At 57.2% G+C, this 15504-nt stretch carries 14 protein-coding genes; 6 read left to right on the top strand and 8 right to left on the bottom strand.

The window, feature by feature from the left end:
• Nucleotides 1–45: 45 nt before the first annotated feature.
• The 3 genes from M2Q46_RS15135 to M2Q46_RS15125 all read right to left on the bottom strand — a co-directional run bounded on the left by M2Q46_RS15135 (nucleotide 46) and on the right by M2Q46_RS15125 (nucleotide 3443).
• Entirely contained in the window at nucleotides 46–1140 is a 1095-nt protein-coding gene (locus tag M2Q46_RS15135) for an amino acid ABC transporter permease (protein ID WP_254002283.1), read from the bottom strand.
• Nucleotides 1141–2328, bottom strand: a complete 1188-nt coding sequence (locus M2Q46_RS15130) for an amino acid ABC transporter permease (RefSeq protein WP_022983606.1) — start codon at nucleotides 2326–2328, stop codon at nucleotides 1141–1143.
• A gap of 98 nt (nucleotides 2329–2426) precedes the next feature.
• Entirely contained in the window at nucleotides 2427–3443 is a 1017-nt protein-coding gene (locus tag M2Q46_RS15125) for an amino acid ABC transporter substrate-binding protein (protein ID WP_035270417.1), read from the bottom strand.
• 220 nt (nucleotides 3444–3663) lie between these two features.
• Here M2Q46_RS15125 and M2Q46_RS15120 point away from each other — a divergent pair, with 220 nt between their 5' ends.
• The 3 genes from M2Q46_RS15120 to mutY are packed head-to-tail and all read left to right on the top strand — an operon-like array spanning nucleotide 3664 to nucleotide 6331.
• Nucleotides 3664–4335, top strand: coding sequence for a cell division ATP-binding protein FtsE (locus M2Q46_RS15120; protein ID WP_009460544.1), 672 nt, complete (start codon nucleotides 3664–3666; stop codon nucleotides 4333–4335).
• Nucleotides 4332–5240: an ABC transporter permease gene (locus M2Q46_RS15115; protein WP_060186654.1), complete on the top strand. Its 909-nt coding sequence runs from the start codon at nucleotides 4332–4334 to the stop codon at nucleotides 5238–5240. Before M2Q46_RS15120 ends, M2Q46_RS15115 begins: the two co-directional genes overlap by 4 nt.
• The gene (mutY, locus tag M2Q46_RS15110; protein ID WP_060186653.1) at nucleotides 5240–6331 is read left to right on the top strand and encodes an A/G-specific adenine glycosylase; all 1092 of its coding nucleotides are present in this window, start codon (nucleotides 5240–5242) and stop codon (nucleotides 6329–6331) included. The genes M2Q46_RS15115 and mutY overlap by 1 nt, the downstream gene beginning before the upstream one ends.
• Nucleotides 6332–6368: 37 nt before the next feature.
• Here the strand turns inward: mutY and rodA are convergent, their stop codons facing one another.
• From rodA to M2Q46_RS15085, 5 genes are all read right to left on the bottom strand, one after another.
• Nucleotides 6369–7511: a rod shape-determining protein RodA gene (gene rodA / locus M2Q46_RS15105; RefSeq protein WP_035270410.1), complete on the bottom strand. Its 1143-nt coding sequence runs from the start codon at nucleotides 7509–7511 to the stop codon at nucleotides 6369–6371.
• Nucleotides 7508–9367, bottom strand: coding sequence for a penicillin-binding protein 2 (gene mrdA, locus M2Q46_RS15100; protein WP_035270408.1), 1860 nt, complete (start codon nucleotides 9365–9367; stop codon nucleotides 7508–7510). The genes rodA and mrdA overlap by 4 nt, the downstream gene beginning before the upstream one ends.
• 14 nt (nucleotides 9368–9381) lie before the next feature.
• On the bottom strand, nucleotides 9382–9963 hold the full coding sequence (mreD, locus tag M2Q46_RS15095; protein WP_080748006.1) for a rod shape-determining protein MreD: 582 nt from the start codon (nucleotides 9961–9963) through the stop codon (nucleotides 9382–9384).
• Nucleotides 9947–10828, bottom strand: a complete 882-nt coding sequence (gene mreC / locus M2Q46_RS15090; protein WP_009460381.1) for a rod shape-determining protein MreC — start codon at nucleotides 10826–10828, stop codon at nucleotides 9947–9949. Before mreC ends, mreD begins: the two co-directional genes overlap by 17 nt.
• A 61-nt stretch (nucleotides 10829–10889) precedes the next feature.
• Complete coding sequence (locus M2Q46_RS15085) at nucleotides 10890–11933, bottom strand: rod shape-determining protein (RefSeq protein ID WP_003801946.1); 1044 nt, start codon at nucleotides 11931–11933, stop codon at nucleotides 10890–10892.
• 270 nt (nucleotides 11934–12203) lie between these two features.
• Between M2Q46_RS15085 and gatC the strand changes: the two genes are divergently transcribed.
• From gatC to gatB, 3 genes are read left to right on the top strand one after another with little or no spacing between them, the layout of a single operon-like run.
• Nucleotides 12204–12512, top strand: a complete 309-nt coding sequence (gatC, locus tag M2Q46_RS15080) for an Asp-tRNA(Asn)/Glu-tRNA(Gln) amidotransferase subunit GatC (RefSeq protein ID WP_003801948.1) — start codon at nucleotides 12204–12206, stop codon at nucleotides 12510–12512.
• A gap of 9 nt (nucleotides 12513–12521) precedes the next feature.
• Nucleotides 12522–14042 (top strand): Asp-tRNA(Asn)/Glu-tRNA(Gln) amidotransferase subunit GatA, encoded by a 1521-nt coding sequence (gene gatA / locus M2Q46_RS15075; protein ID WP_035270405.1) that lies wholly within the window; start codon nucleotides 12522–12524, stop codon nucleotides 14040–14042.
• Nucleotides 14042–15499 carry an Asp-tRNA(Asn)/Glu-tRNA(Gln) amidotransferase subunit GatB gene (gene gatB / locus M2Q46_RS15070; RefSeq protein ID WP_022983608.1) on the top strand — a complete coding sequence of 486 codons (1458 nt, stop codon included), beginning with the start codon at nucleotides 14042–14044 and terminating at the stop codon, nucleotides 15497–15499. Before gatA ends, gatB begins: the two co-directional genes overlap by 1 nt.
• Nucleotides 15500–15504: the final 5 nt, after the last annotated feature.

Raw genomic sequence — 15504 nt, 5'->3', positions numbered from 1 at the left:
TGGCCAGCAAAGCAATAGGTCTTAACCAAGGCTTTGCTACCTGTGTCAGCGTTCATAACCCGTTTGCAAACGTCGCTCCAGCGAACGACTGTAGCGAGAGATGGAGTAGCAGAACACAAAATAAATCAGTGCGATGAACAGATAGGCTTCCCGGCTAAAGCCGCGCCAGGCCGCATCGGCCAGGGCCACTTTGGCCGCCTGGGTCAAATCGAAAATACCGATAATCACGACCAGGGAGGTGTCCTTGAACAGGGAAATGAAAATGCCTACCAGTGGCGGGATCACGATCTTGAGCGCCTGCGGCAAGATGATCTGACGCATGGTGCGCCAGTAGCTCAAGCCCAGCGAAGCCGCGCCTTCATACTGTCCCTTGGGAATGGCCTGCAAGCCGCCCCGCACGGTTTCCGCGATGTACGCCGCCGCAAACAAAATGATGGCGATCTGAGCACGCAGCAGCTTGTCGATGTTAAAGCCCTCGGGCATGAACAAAGGCAGCATTACCGAGGACATGAACAGCAAGCTGATCAGCGGCACGCCACGAATCAGTTCGATGTAAACCACGCACACTGCCTTGACGGCCGGCAAGCGCGAGGTACGTCCCAAGGCCAGCAACAAGCCCAAAGGAAAGGCGAACGCGATGCCGAAGGTAGCCAGAATCAAGGTCAGCGGCAAACCGCCCCACAGGCTGTTTTCCACATAGCTCAGGCCCAGCACACCGCCCCACATCAAAATACCCACAACGGTCAGGCCAACCAGCCACATCACAGGCAGCCAGGGTTTCCAGAACCAGCGCACGCAGCTGCACACGATCAGCAAGGTCAGCAGGATGGAGGCCAACAAGGGTCGCCATTGCTCGTCATAGGGATAGATGCCAAACAGGATCAGACGGTGCTTTTCACGAATGAAAGCCCAGCACGCACCCGCACTGGCCCGACAATCCTGCGCGGTTTGCGCATCGAAATTGGCCTTGATGAACAGCCAATCGATCATGGCTGGCACAGTCATCAAAAGCAGCCAGGCCGACAACACCGTCAAAATGGCGTTCAAGGGAGAGGAAAACAGGTTCTGGCGCAGCCAACCCAGGGTGCCCCGCTGCAGTGGCGGTGGCCCGCTTAGGGTGGATGTAGGCGTATGACTCATTTAGCGCTCCACCAAAGCAATTCGGTTGTTGTACCAGTTCATGAAGATCGAAATCGACAAGCTGACCGTCAGGTAAGCCGCCATGATGATCAAAATGCCTTCAATCGCCTGCCCTGTCTGGTTCAAGGTGGTGTTCACCACAGACACAATATCGGGGTAGCCAATGGCCACGGCCAAGGAACTGTTTTTAGTCAGGTTCAGGTACTGGCTGGTCATGGGAGGCACAATCACGCGCAGAGCCTGGGGCAGAACCACCAGACGCATCATGCGGCCACGGGACAGACCCAGTGCCTGCGCCGCTTCCCATTGTCCTTTGCCCACGGCCTGAATACCGGAACGCACCACTTCCGCCACAAAGGCCGAGGTATAGGTAATCAAACCGGCCAGCAAGGCGGCAAACTCAGGCGATAAGGTCACGCCCCCGACAAAGTTGAAACCTTGCAGACGGGGCACATCCAGCGCCAAGGGTTCGGGGCTGATCAGCAAGGCCAGAACCGGCATCAGAACCAGCAGCAAAATGCCAAAGCGAATGGTGGGGAAAGGACGGCCCGTTTTTTCCAGACGACGACGCGCCCAGTGCGCCATCAAGACCCACAGCACCACCGCCAGGCCCAGACCCATGAAGATCCAGTCCATGCCATCGCCCTGCAGGGTGGGCAGCTTCAAACCACGATTCGATAAAAATACGCCGCCCAGCGGATTCAAAGCCTGCCGCGGTCCGGGCAAGGTCTCGGTAATCAGGGCGTACCAGAAGAACAGTTGCAGCAGCAAAGGCACGTTACGCATCACTTCCACGTACAAGCCCGCCAGCCGGGAGACCAGCCAGTTCTTGGACAAGCGTGCAATGCCCAGCAAGGTGCCAAACACGGTGGCAGCAATAATGCCGATCACCGCCACTTTCAGCGTATTGACCAGACCGACCAGAATGGCCCGCCCATACGTATCCGAGGGCTTATAAGCCAGCGCCGACTCGCCAATGGCAAAGCCAGCCTCTCGATTCAGGAAATCAAAGCCTGTAGAAATATTGCGAACAGCCAGGTTGTGCAAGGTATTGGAGACCAGATACCACACACAAAAGCCAAGCACACCCAAAATCAGCACCTGGTAAATAATGCCGCGTGTGAACGGATCATTCCAGGACAGGCGCCGTTTAGGGGGGGCTGGCGCGGCAGGTGTATTTTGTGCCATAGCGTAAAACCCATGGATGCAGCACTACGCGTAGCCCTGCGAGGTGGCGCGCGTCTGGCCGAAGCCAGACGCAAGAACAAACAGCGAAGACCGAAATCTTAACGCACTGGCCAGCCGTACATCACACCACCGTCACGCCATTGCGCATTCAAACCGCGCTCCAGCTTCAAGGCGGTCGATTTACCCAGATTGCGCTCGAAGCTTTCGCCGTAGTTGCCGACCTGTTTAATTATGTTGTAGGCCCACTTGTTATCCAGCTTCAGACCTTTGCCCAGCTCGCCGGACACGCCCAGAATGCGCTGAATGTTCGGGTTATCGCTCTTGGTCTTTTCATCCACGTTCGCGCTGGTAATGCCATATTCTTCGGCCTCCAGCATGGCGTTCAGAGTCCAGCGCACCAGGGTGAACCAGTCCTCGTCGCCCTGACGCACGAATGGGCCCAGCGGCTCTTTGGAAAAATCCTCGGGCAGGATGTCGAACTCATCCGGCGTAGCCTGGGCGGCACGCATGGCTGCCAACTGGGATTTATCGCTGGTAAAGCCGTCGCAACGACCGGAGGTAAAGGAGCGCATGGCTTCTTCAGGGTTGTTGATCACCACAGGGTTGAACTTGATACCCTGACCACGGAACCAGTCCGCCAGGTTCAGCTCGGTCGTGGTGCCGGGCTGTACGCACACAGCGGCCCCATCCAGCTCTTTAGCGCTTTTCACGCCCAGGGATTTTTTCACCATCACGCCCTGGCTGTCATAGTAGTTAATGCCAGTGCTGACCAAACCCAAGGTCGTATCGCGAGAGATCGTCGCGGTGGTATTACGGGTCAGCACATCGACTTCACCCGATTGCAGGGCGGTAAAGCGCTGCTGAGTGGTCAAAGGCGTAACCTTGTATTTTTTGGCATCCCCAAAAACAGCAGCGGCGATCGCACTGCACATGTCCACGTCAATGCCGGACCAGACACCCTTACTGTCTGCCAGCGAGAATCCTGCAATACCGGTTGAGACACCGCACTGAACAAAGCCTTTCTTCTTCACCGAGTCCAGGGTTTCACCTGCCTGTGCATTAGCGGCCAGGGCCATCAACGCAACACTACATGCAATGGTTTTCACTAAGGTCATGGAATATCACCTCCTGTTTACTTTTGGTAAATGGATGCAGATTACAATTGCAGCTAAGCTGTGGTGTCCAATCGTAGAGCCAGACTGTCCAAACACAAATCGGGGGTTTCCCTCTAACAATCTGACTAATACTTTTACCTACGCCGACATTTTCATGCGAGCCCCGGCGGTCATTCCATAGGGGCTTTTCAAGCAGATTCCTCTTTAATTGTGCGTCGCGATGATCGAGTTCCAACACGTTTTTAAATCGTATGGCCGCAGTAAAAATATTCTAGCCGACATTAATTTTCGCATTGATGACGGCGAATTCATTTTTGTGTCCGGCCCCTCGGGAGCAGGTAAATCCACTTTATTGCGTCTGATCGGGGGCCTGGAGCTGCCTAGCCGTGGCTCGGTCCAGGTCAATGGGCACAGGCTGGACAAGCTGCCGGCCCGCGCCCGTCCCTATCTGCGACGCGCGGTGGGTGTGGTTCTACAAGATACGCACTTGCTGCAAGATCGCAGCGCCCTGGCCAATGTACTCCTGCCCCTGGCCGTCATGGGTCTGGAGCCCAGCACGGCACAGGCACGTGCCCGCGCCGCCATGGAAAAAGTGGGCCTGCGTGGCAAAGAAGATTTAAAGCCGGTGGAAATGTCGGGGGGTGAACAACAACGGCTGGCGATTGCCCGCGCTATTGTGAATCGCCCGGCTATTTTGATTGCCGACGAACCCACTGCCAATTTGGACGCTGATAACGCCAAACGCATCATGGATGTATTGATGGACTTTAACCGGGTGGGTGTCACCACCTTGATTGCTTCGCACGATCTGAATTTGATGGCACGCTATGCACGTCGAACCCTGCTGATTCAGGACGGCCGTTTTTCCGATCACCCAGGAGTGCTGGCATGAGAACCTGGCTGCGTCATCATCAATACGCCTTTCTGGTGGCCCTGCGCCGCCTGAAAGTGCAACCCTTCTCCTCCCTGTCCAACCTGCTGGTCATCGCCTTGACCCTGGCTGTGCCCGTTCTGGGAGCCAGTATCTTGCTGGCCGCTCAACCTGTCGTGCGCGAGATTCCGACCTCGCCCGAAATGACCGTGTTCATGAAGCAGAACAGCACGCTGGAACAGGCGCAAGCCTTCAGTCAGGCCGTGGGCAAAGAGTTTCAAACTGAACTGGCCCAGATCAGGCTGGTCAGCAAGGAGCAGGCGCTCAAACAACTGCAAAGCAACCCCAGCTGGACAGATGCCTTGGGCGCCTTGCCCAGCAACCCCTTGCCACACGCCATTGTGCTGACCCTGCATGAAACACCGGATCTGGTAACGCGTGCTGACACCCTGGCCAAGACCCTGCAAGGCCGCGAAGGCGTGGATAGCGTACTGCTGGATAGTGAATGGGTGCAGCGTCTGGCCGCAATTCTGAGCTTCATCCGTATTGGCTTATGGATTCTGATGGCAGGCGTGGGCGTAGTCGTGATTGCCACTGTGTTCAATACCGTCCGTCTGCAAGCCCTGAACCAGCGTGAAGAAATTGCCGTGGCCCGTCTGGTCGGCGCCACCGAAGCCTTTGTACGCCGCCCCTTCCTGTATATGGGCGCGCTAACTGGCCTGACGGCCAGCGCTCTGGCATGCGGTCTGGCCTTGCTGGCACTGACCCCGCTGAACAAAGCTTTATCCAGTCTGGCCCAAAGCTATGGCGTCCAGTTGACGCTCCGGCTGCCGGAATTTTCTCTGTTGCTGACAGCGGCTATTTTGGTCGCCATTTTGGGCGCCCTGGCAGCACGCTGGTCTGTTACCCGTAGTACCCAATATTGATGTCACTTCCTGAACCCTGTCCCCAAGATCTGGCCGAAAAAGTGGTGGCCTGGCAAAAAACCTCCGGCCGCCACCACCTCCCTTGGCAGAACACGCAAGATCCTTACCGCGTCTGGCTTTCCGAAATCATGTTGCAGCAAACCCAGGTCGCTACCGTACTGGGTTATTACGAGCGTTTTCTGGAACGCTTCCCCACCGTCAAGGATTTGGCCGAGGCCGAGCAAGATGAAGTCATGCCCTATTGGGCCGGGTTGGGCTACTACGCCCGCGCCCGTAACTTGCACCGCTGTGCCCGCGAGGTCATGGAGACATGGGGCGGCCGTTTTCCGGCTAATGCCACAGATCTGGCGACCTTACCCGGCATTGGCCGCTCTACCGCCTGTGCCATCGCCGCCTTCTGTTTTGGCGAACGCAGCCCCATCATGGACGGCAACGTGAAACGCGTGTTCACACGCTACTTCGGGATCTATGGGCCCACGCAGAAAAAGGCCGTGGAAAACACCTTGTGGGCCAAGGCAGATGAGGTCGTGGAACTTGCCCCCGCCAGCCTGGATATGGCGGCCTACACTCAAGGGCTGATGGACCTGGGCTCGCAATGCTGTACCCGCAGCAAGCCCACCTGTAGTCTCTGTCCACTGCAAAGCGACTGCTACGCCCACACGCATCAGGCACAGTCCGAGCTACCCAGCCCCAAAGAACGCATTCGTCAGGATGAGCGCTATGCACATGTGCTGATTCTGGAACTGAATGGCCAGGTTTTGCTGGAACAACGTCCTGACAAGGGAATTTGGGGTGGTCTGCTCACCCTGCCCCAGTTTGACGATGCCATCAGCCTGCAAACGGCGGCACTGCATTGGTCTAACAAGGAGGCTATCGCGCTGGCCTCTTTCCAGCATGTGTTCTCGCACTTCAAGCTACACATCACCCCTTGGTTACTGCAAGTCGATGAATCTGTACTGGCTGAGCCAGTGGCAGGCCAGCAATGGCAGGATCATGAAGCACTGGAGCAGACCGCTTTACCTGCGCCCATACGCAAGCTGCTGCTGGGTTTGTACCAGAGCAAGGATAGTGAACAGTTACTGCTAAGCTGATGCCAAGATCCCCGGCCTAATCCGGGGGGAGCGGCGCCTATGCAGGCCGCGCTGGCTTATCGTTGCTGATGCTCATCAGCATCCCGCAGGCTACACCCAAGGTCATCAAGGCCGTACCGCCATAGCTCAGGAACGGCAAAGGCACGCCTACCACGGGCAAAATTCCCGTCACCATGCCTATGTTCACGAACACATAAACGAACAGCATCATGGACATGGAACCGGCCAGCAAACGGCTGAATTGGGTGTGAGCCACAGCAGCAATCGACAAGCCGCGCAGGATCAACAAGGCGTACAGCACCAGCAGCATGATGCCGCCGTACAAACCGAATTCTTCGGCAAACACTGCAAAAATAAAGTCGGTTGTGCGCTCGGGCACGAAATCCAGATGGGACTGGGTGCCCATCATGTAGCCCTTGCCGTAAACACCACCAGAACCGATCGCAATCATGGACTGGATGGTATGGAACCCTCTGCCCAAACGGTCACTACCGGGGTTCAGCAAGGTGCAGACACGGTGCTTTTGATAGTCGTGCAACACCACCCAATCCAGGTCTGGTACGCAGATATAGTCTTCGTAGTACAGCAAGGCGCTAATACCCAGCACCAGCACCACCACAATGGGTACGATCAGCTTGAAGGACAGGCCTGCAAAGTAAATCACGCAGAAACCGGCCGCAAACACCAGCAAAGCCGTACCCAAATCCGGCTGACGCACGATCAGCAGGAACGGAATCATCAGCAAGATGCCTGCCACCATGAAGTCCAGCAGGCTCATCTTGGGCCGCTGATAGCGGTGGAAATACCAGGCCAACATCAAGGGCACGGAAATTTTGAGCATTTCCGAGGGCTGAATACGTGCCACCCCCAGGTCCAGCCAGCGCGTTGCGCCCTTGCTGGTTTCGCCAAAGAACTCCACCCCCAAAAGCAACACGACCCCGATCGAATACACCACCGGAGCCAGCTTCATCCACAAGGCAGGCGGAATCAGGGCGGCCAGCCACATCACACCAAAGGCCAACAGGAAATTACGCACCTGATCGGCAAAGCGCCAGTCTGTACCGCCCACAGCGGAATGCATGACGGTCATGCCCAGCGCAGCCATCAGCACCAGCAAAAGCAGCAAAGGCCAATCAAAGGCGGTGACGGCTCTCAGGCCCAGTTGCAAAAGTCGCTTCATTGCATCTGCCCTCGTTCCACCAACCAGTAATCAAAGACCTTGCGCACAATCGGTGCCGCAACCGACCCACCCCAACCTGCGTTTTCCACGATCAGGGCAACAGCAATTTTGGGGTTCTCTGCCGGGGCGTAGGACATGAACAAGGCGTGGTCACGCAAACGCTCATCAATGGCGTTGGCGTTGTACTTGGCACCGCGCAAGCTAAAAACCTGTGCCGTCCCCGTTTTGCCAGCGGCCTGATACGCCGCACCCGCAAAAGCCCGGCGGGCGGTGCCCAAACGCACCACATCCACCAGAGCACGTTTGACCACATCCACATTGGCCTGCTTCAGGGGGATCAGCTTGGCATCAATACGCACGGGCTGTTCAATTTCCGGATCATGGGGGCTGAGTGTCTGGGTGACCAGATGCGGAGGCCGCACAATGCCATTGCTGGCCAACACGGCAGTCGCATGGGCCAGTTGCAGCACAGTAAACGAGTTATAGCCCTGGCCCACGGCCACCGAAATGCTTTCCCCTGCATACCAGCGCTGTTGGGCCGGTTTTTTGTAGGCCTGACGTTTCCATTCAGTAGAAGGCAGAATGCCTTGGCGCTCGCCATCCAGGTCAATACCCGTCTGCTGGCCAAAGCCAAACTGCTTCATGAAATCATGCAGATTATCAACGCCAATTTCTGGGCCCAATGAGTAGAAATAGGTATCGGAGGACACCACCAAGGCGCGGTGCATGTCGGTAGAGCCATACACAGCGCCACCTGCGTTACGGAAACGCTGACCACCAAACTCAAAGTAACCAGGGTCAGAAATACGGTCCGTCGCCTTGCGCTTGCCGGTTTCCAAAGCAGCCAAGGCCACAAAGGGCTTGTAAGTCGAACCGATAGGATAGGTGCCGTACAGTGGGCGGTTAATCAGCGGGTGGTCGGGCGAATCATTCAGCTTGCGCCAGTTCTCTACGTCTATACCGTCAATAAACAGGTTCGGGTCGAAAGACGGGGCCGACACGAAAGCCAGCACTTCGCCAGTGCTGGGCTCGATCGCCACCAGCGCACCGCGTCGTCCTGCAAACAGGGCTTCAGCCATTTTCTGCAGGCCAATGTCCAGCGATAAACGCAAGCTGGCACCCGGTACGGGGTCGACCCGGCTCAAGGTACGTACTGGACGGCCCGAAGCAGCCACTTCCACTTCCTCGATCCCTGTGCGACCGTGCAGGGTCTTTTCCCAGGTTTTCTCGATCCCTTTTTTGCCAATGACCTGCGTGCCACGGTAGTTACCAGTTTGCCCGGTTTCTTCCAGGCGCTGCTGATCGCCCTCGGAAATACGGCCCACATAACCCAGCACGTGCGCCGCCGCCTCGCCTTGCGGATACTCGCGCACCCAGCGAGCCTGCAAGGTCACGCCCGGGAACTTGAAGGCATGGGCAGCAAACCAGGCGGCTTCATCATCGCTCAGGTTATTGCGCAACAGGATTTCAGAATATCGACTATTTTGCGCGACGTTTTGCTTGAATCGACGACGATCACGTGGACTTAGCTCCACCAGTTCGCCGACACGATCCAGCATATCGTCTACCGGCTCGCCCAGACTGGCGGGTACGGCCGACAAGGTGTAGTCCCGGTAATTACGGGCCAGCACCTCGCCATTGCGGTCCAGAATCTCGCCTCGACGAGGGGTAATCGGGATAACAGCAATACGGTTTTGATCGGCTCGGGCGGCAAAGCCTTCGTAGCGCACCACTTGCAAATACCACAAGCGCACGCCCAGCACCCCTAACAGTACGCAGGCCAGAACGGCCGCCACCAAGGCGCGAAACAGAATGCGCTGGCGCAACTGATGCGAAGTTTTTTTGAATTCAAACATGGCCGCCCTACCCGTCAGGACGAACCGGAGTCGGACTCGTCCAGACGTCGCTGCGGCAAGAACAGCACACTATCGGCCAGCGGCCACAGGGCGGCGGTCAACAAGGCGCCTCCGGCCCACTCCCAGCCAGACCACTCCCCTACCAGCCAGGCGTGCAGAACCCGCACAATCAACTGGGCCAGCAGCATGACAACTGCCATGTGCAAGAAGTGAGTCCACATGCCAAAGTTCAGGATGCGCTTGCGCAGCAGCAATGCGCCGTACACGACCAGAATATAAGCTAGGGCATGCTCGCCCAGCAGACTGCCATCGTGCACATCCACCAGAATGCCCACAATAAATGCCAGTGACATGGGAACACGGCGCGGCTCGTGTACAGCCCAGAAGGCCAGTACCAGCATCAACAGATCGGGCGCAAAGGGCAGCAGGCGCCAGGGCAGCATGGAAACCAGCCACATCAGCAGAATCGAGCCCCACACCAACCAGGGACTGGAAGCGCGCGAAAACGGGCTGCTATCAATAGGCTGCAAACTACTCAAGGATGAGGACCGGGTTTTACGGCCAGAGGTGTCCGAGGACTCAGCGCGTCGCATCATTGGCATCGTCCTGTTCAAGAGGGCGCTCGCTCTCGGGCACCAGCAAAATCAGAAAATGGCGGTAACGCTCGGGGTGCGACAAAGGCGTCACCAAGGCCAGCGCAAAACCGGACGCATCATCGCGCTCGATACTGCTGACCATGCCCACCGGCAGACCGGCAGGGAACAAGCCACCGATACCGCTGGTGATCAAGGTATCGTTAGGCTCCAGATCCACATCAGCCGTCAGAAAACGCACTTCCACTTTGCCACCGGGGTTGCCACCGAAGGCAATCAAACGCAGACCATTGCGCAACACCTGTACCGGCACCGAGACTTTATCGTCCGTGATCAGCGCAGCTTCCGAGGTAAAGCGCGTGACGCGCACCACCTGGCCAACCACGCCGCCTTCGTCAATAACCGGCATGCCGGGTCGAATGCCGCTGGCCGAGCCTTTATTGAAGATCAGGTGACGGGCGTACCCATTAGGCGGTTCGTACAGAACCTCTACCGCGACAGACGGTTGGGTAACCGTATCGGCCACTTGCAGCAAACGGCGCAGCTGCTCGTTCTCAGCAGACAGCTGGGCGGCATGGGTAGACAACTGAGCCAGCTCGATACGCTGGCGTTGCAAGGCTTCTTTTTCGGAACGGGCGGTGGAGGCCGCGTCGGTCCAGCTGCTGAAATAAGTAACCAGATCACGAGGGGCCAGCATGACACGCTGAAAGGGATACAGCACAGTGGCCACGGCCTGCCGCACGGGTTCGAGCACAGCATAACGAGCGTCAGTAATCAACAAGCCCACAGCCAGCACCAAAAGAGCGGCCAGACGCAGCTCAGCTGATGAGCCGCGCCTAAATAGCCGGATGGAGCCTTGTTCTCGCATTACTCAAGCACTCGATCGCTTGCCCCCACAGGCAGACACTGCCGTGAAGGCCAAGCAAAGATCAATCGTAAATGAATACGGACTCCAGACGCTCCAGATGTTCCAGAGCCTCACCGCAACCCCGTACCACGCAGGTCAGAGGATCTTCAGCCACCACGACGGGCAAGCCGGTCTCTTCTTGCAGCAGACGGTCCAGGTCATGAACCAGAGCACCACCACCTGTCAGGACGATGCCCTTGTCAGTGATGTCCGCACCCAGTTCTGGAGGAGTTTGTTCCAGAGCGGTTTTAACCGCGGAAACGATTTGATTCAAGGGATCGGTAAGCGATTCCAGAATCTCGTTGGACGACACCGTGAAACTGCGTGGCACCCCTTCGGACAAATTACGACCCTTGACTTCAATCTCGCGAATTTCAGTGCCAGGGAATGCGGAACCGATCTCTTTTTTGATCAATTCAGCCGTAGGTTCACCAATTAGCATTCCGTAATTGCGACGGATGTAATTAATAATGGCTTCGTCAAACTTGTCGCCACCGACGCGAACCGATCCTTTATAGACCATACCGCCTAAAGAAATCACGGCCACTTCGGTTGTACCACCACCGATATCCACCACCATGGAGCCGCTGGCATCGGACACGGCCAGGCCTGCACCGATCGCGGCCGCCATGGGCTCTTCAATCAGGTAGACCTTGCTGGCGCCAGCGCCCAGAGCAGATTCTTTGATGGCACGGCGTTCCACCTGGGTGGAGCCGCAAGGCACACACACGATAATGCGTGGGCTGGGAGCAAACATGCTGCGTGGGTGAACCATGCGGATGAACTGCTTGAGCATTTGCTCGGTGACCGTAAAGTCCGCGATCACACCATCCTTCATGGGCCGGATGGCTTCAATATTGCCAGGCACCCGACCCAGCATTTGCTTGGCCTCCTGCCCAACGGCCTGAATGATTTTTTTACCATTAGGTCCACCTTCATGGCGGATGGCTACAACGGACGGTTCATCCAGTACGATACCCTTGCCGCGTACATAGATAAGGGTATTGGCCGTACCGAGGTCGATTGCCATATCGCTGGAAAAGTAACTGCGTAGGAATCCGAACATGGGCGCGCAAAGTGTAAAGTGTTTGGGGAAAAGGCAGGTAAATTCGGCGCGGAACTCAAGCGTAAAACGACAGGCACAAGAACCAGGCAACGAATTCAAAAATACCTGGGAAGGAAACGGTCAATGATAACTTATAATTGCTCTACATTAGGACTGTTTTAATGGTCAGTTAAGTTCTGTAACCCCCGCATTTGCTGTAAAAGTGCCAAACTGTCCCTAACTGACGGATTTCCGCTTTTTTTTATTACTCATTTTCCAGTACCCACCCACATGTCTATCACTGAACAGGATGTTGCCCGTATAGCGCAACTGGCGCGCCTTGATCTTTCTGCTGAACAAGCCTCCCAGGTCGAGCACGATTTGACGCGCATCCTGGGCCTGATCCAGACCTTGCAAACCGTTGATACTCAAGGCGTTGAGCCCATGGCCCACCCTTTGTCCGCCCGCCAGCAGATCAGTCTGCGTCTGCGCGAGGACAAGGCCCTGCCTTCCGGAACGGTAGAAAGCCGCCAGGCCATGATGCGCAACGCCCCCGCCGAGCAGGATGGCCTGTTTCTGGTGCCCACGGTCATCGAATAAAGCAAAACCATGTCTTTTACCCCTGAATTCGCGACTATTGCAGCGCTGCGCCAAGCTCTGCAAAACAAAACCGTCAGTGCCCGCGAGCTGGCCCAGCAAGCCCTGGACAACAGCGCCCGTCAAAAAGAGCTCAATGCCTTCGTGCAGCAGGACGCTGCCCTGACCCTGGCCCAGGCCGATGCCGCTGACGCCCTGATTGCTCAAGGCAAGGCCGGTCCACTGACCGGCATCCCTATCGCCCACAAAGATTTGTTTGTCACCAAGGATTGGCAGACCACCGCCTGCAGCAAAATGCTGGAAGGCTACGTCAGCCCCTTTGACGCCACGGTCGTGACCAAGCTGCAGGCAGCCGGTGCTGTCTCGCTGGGCAAGCTGAACTGTGACGAGTTCGCCATGGGCTCGCGCAACGAAAGCTCGGTGTTTGGCCCCGTGCGCAACCCTTGGGATCACTCCATGGTGCCCGGTGGCTCCTCGGGTGGTTCTGCCGCCGCTGTCGCTGCTGGCCTGGTAGCGGGTGCGACTGCAACCGATACCGGTGGTTCGATTCGCCAGCCTGCCGCCCTGTGTGGTGTCAGCGGCATCAAGCCCACCTACGGCACGATTTCCCGCTTCGGCATTATTGCCTACGGCTCCAGCCTGGATCAGGCCGGCCCTATCGCTCGCAATGCACGCGACTTGCTGGACTTGCTGGAGAACATGTGTGGTTTCGACCCGCAAGACGCCACCAGCCTGGAGTTTTGCGACGACCAGCCCAATAACGGCGCGCGCATTCGTCAGCAATTTGAACAGCAACAGGCTCAACAAGAAGCCCAAGGCAGCCAGCCACTGAAAGGCCTGCGTATTGGTGTGCCCGCCCAGTTCTTTGGCCCCGGCCTGGATCCGGTCGTTGCCGACGCCATTGAAGCCGCCCTGAAAACCTACGAAAGCCTGGGTGCAGAGCGCGTCACCGTGCAACTGCCCCTGACAGAGCTATCTGTCCCGACTTACTACGTCATCAGCCCCGCTGAGGCCTCCACCAACCTGTCGCGCTTTGACGGCGTACGCTTTGGCCACCGCGCCAGCCAGTACACCGATCTGAACAGCATGATTTCGCGCTCGCGCTCGGAAGGCTTTGGCCCTGAAGTGGTACGCCGCATCCTGGTCGGCACTTATGTGCTCTCGCATGGCTACTACGACGCCTACTATCTGCAAGCCCAACGCGTGCGCCGCATGATTGTGGACGACTTCCAGAAAGTCTTTGAACAGTGCGACCTGATCCTGGGCCCCGTCACACCGGCTCTGGGCCGCAAGCTGGGTGCCACCATCGAGGATCCCACCACCGATTGGCTGGGCGACGTCTACACACTGGGCGTGAGCCTGGCCGGCCTGCCCGCCATGTCCATTCCTTGCGGATTCAGCAAGGATGAGCGCCCCCTGCCCATCGGCCTGCAAATCATTGGCAACTACTTCCGTGAAGGCCAGTTGCTGGCCTTTGCCGACCGCTTCCAGCAAGTCACCGACTGGCATCAACGTCAACCAGGACAACAATAATGGAATGGGAAATTGTGATCGGGCTGGAAACTCATACCCAGCTCTCGACCGAATCCAAAATCTTCTCCAGCAGCAGCACTCGCTTTGGCGCCTTGCCCAACACGCAAGCCAACGAAGTCGATATGGCCTTGCCCGGCGCTCTGCCTGTCTTTAACCGTGGCGCTGCCGAACGGGCAATTCGCCTGGGTCTGGCCGTAGGCGGCCACATTGCGCCGCGCTCCGTGTTCGAGCGCAAGAACTACTTCTACCCGGATCTGCCCAAGAACTACCAGATCAGCCAGATGGAAATTCCTGTCGTCAGCGGCGGTACGGTCAGCTTCATGCTGGACGGTGAAGAAAAAACCATCAATCTGACTCGCGCCCACTTGGAAGAAGATGCCGGTAAATCCCTGCATGAAAACTTCCGTGGTCCTTACGGCGAGTCCAGCACCGGGATCGACTTGAACCGCGCAGGCACTCCGCTGCTGGAAATCGTGTCCGAACCTGAAATGCGCTCGGCGGCTGAAGCCGTGGGCTATGCACGCGCCCTGCACAGCCTGGTAGTCTGGCTGGGCATTTGCGACGGCAATATGCAGGAAGGCTCTTTCCGTGTGGATGCCAACGTATCGGTACGCCCTAAAGGCCAGAAAGAATTTGGCACTCGCTGCGAACTGAAGAACATCAACTCCTTCCGCTTCCTGGAACGTGCCATTCAATACGAAGCACGCCGCCAGATCGAGCTGATCGAAGACGGTGGCAAAGTCATCCAGGAAACGCGCCTGTACGACTCGGACCGTGACGAGACCCGCAGCATGCGCAGCAAGGAAGACGCACACGATTACCGCTACTTCCCCGATCCTGACCTGCCACCTCTGTTTATCAGTGAAGAGTGGATCGAGCAAGTTCGTCAGGACATGCCTGAACTGCCCGCCCAGAAACTGGCTCGCTTCGAGCAAGAGTTTGAACTGAGCCGTTACGATGCCTCGCAACTGACGGTAGATCGTGCAACGGCTGACTTCTTCGAAGCCATCTTGCAGGCGGGCTCCAAGGCGAACGCGAAACTGGCCGCCAACTGGATTCTGGGCGAACTATCGGCTGCCTTGAACCGTGAAGAGCTGAGCATTGAGCAGTCCAAAGTCAGCCCAGCACAATTGGCTCAGCTGATTGCCCGTATTGCTGACGGCACCATCTCCAACAAGATTGCCCGTGACGTGTTCGCGGCGCAGTGGGACGGCGAGCTCAATGGCGATGTGGACGCCATTATCGACGCCCGTGGCTTGAAGCAGATCAATGACGTAGGTGCCATTGAGGCCATGGTGGACGAAGTACTGGCCGCCAACCCCAGCATCGTCGAGCAGCACCGTGCCGGCAAGCCAAAAGCCTTCAACGCCTTGGTCGGTCAGGTGATGAAGGTTGCCAAGGGCAAGGCCAATCCGCAGCAGATCAACGAAATGCTCAAGCAAAAGCTGGACGCCTAAGTCCG

It is taken from the genome of Alcaligenes sp. YSL9, assembly GCF_030515105.1.
GTDB lineage: Bacteria > Pseudomonadota > Gammaproteobacteria > Burkholderiales > Burkholderiaceae_B > Alcaligenes > Alcaligenes phenolicus.
Note: the sequence above shows the minus strand (reverse complement) of the source record. Positions and strands in the feature narration are given on the sequence as shown.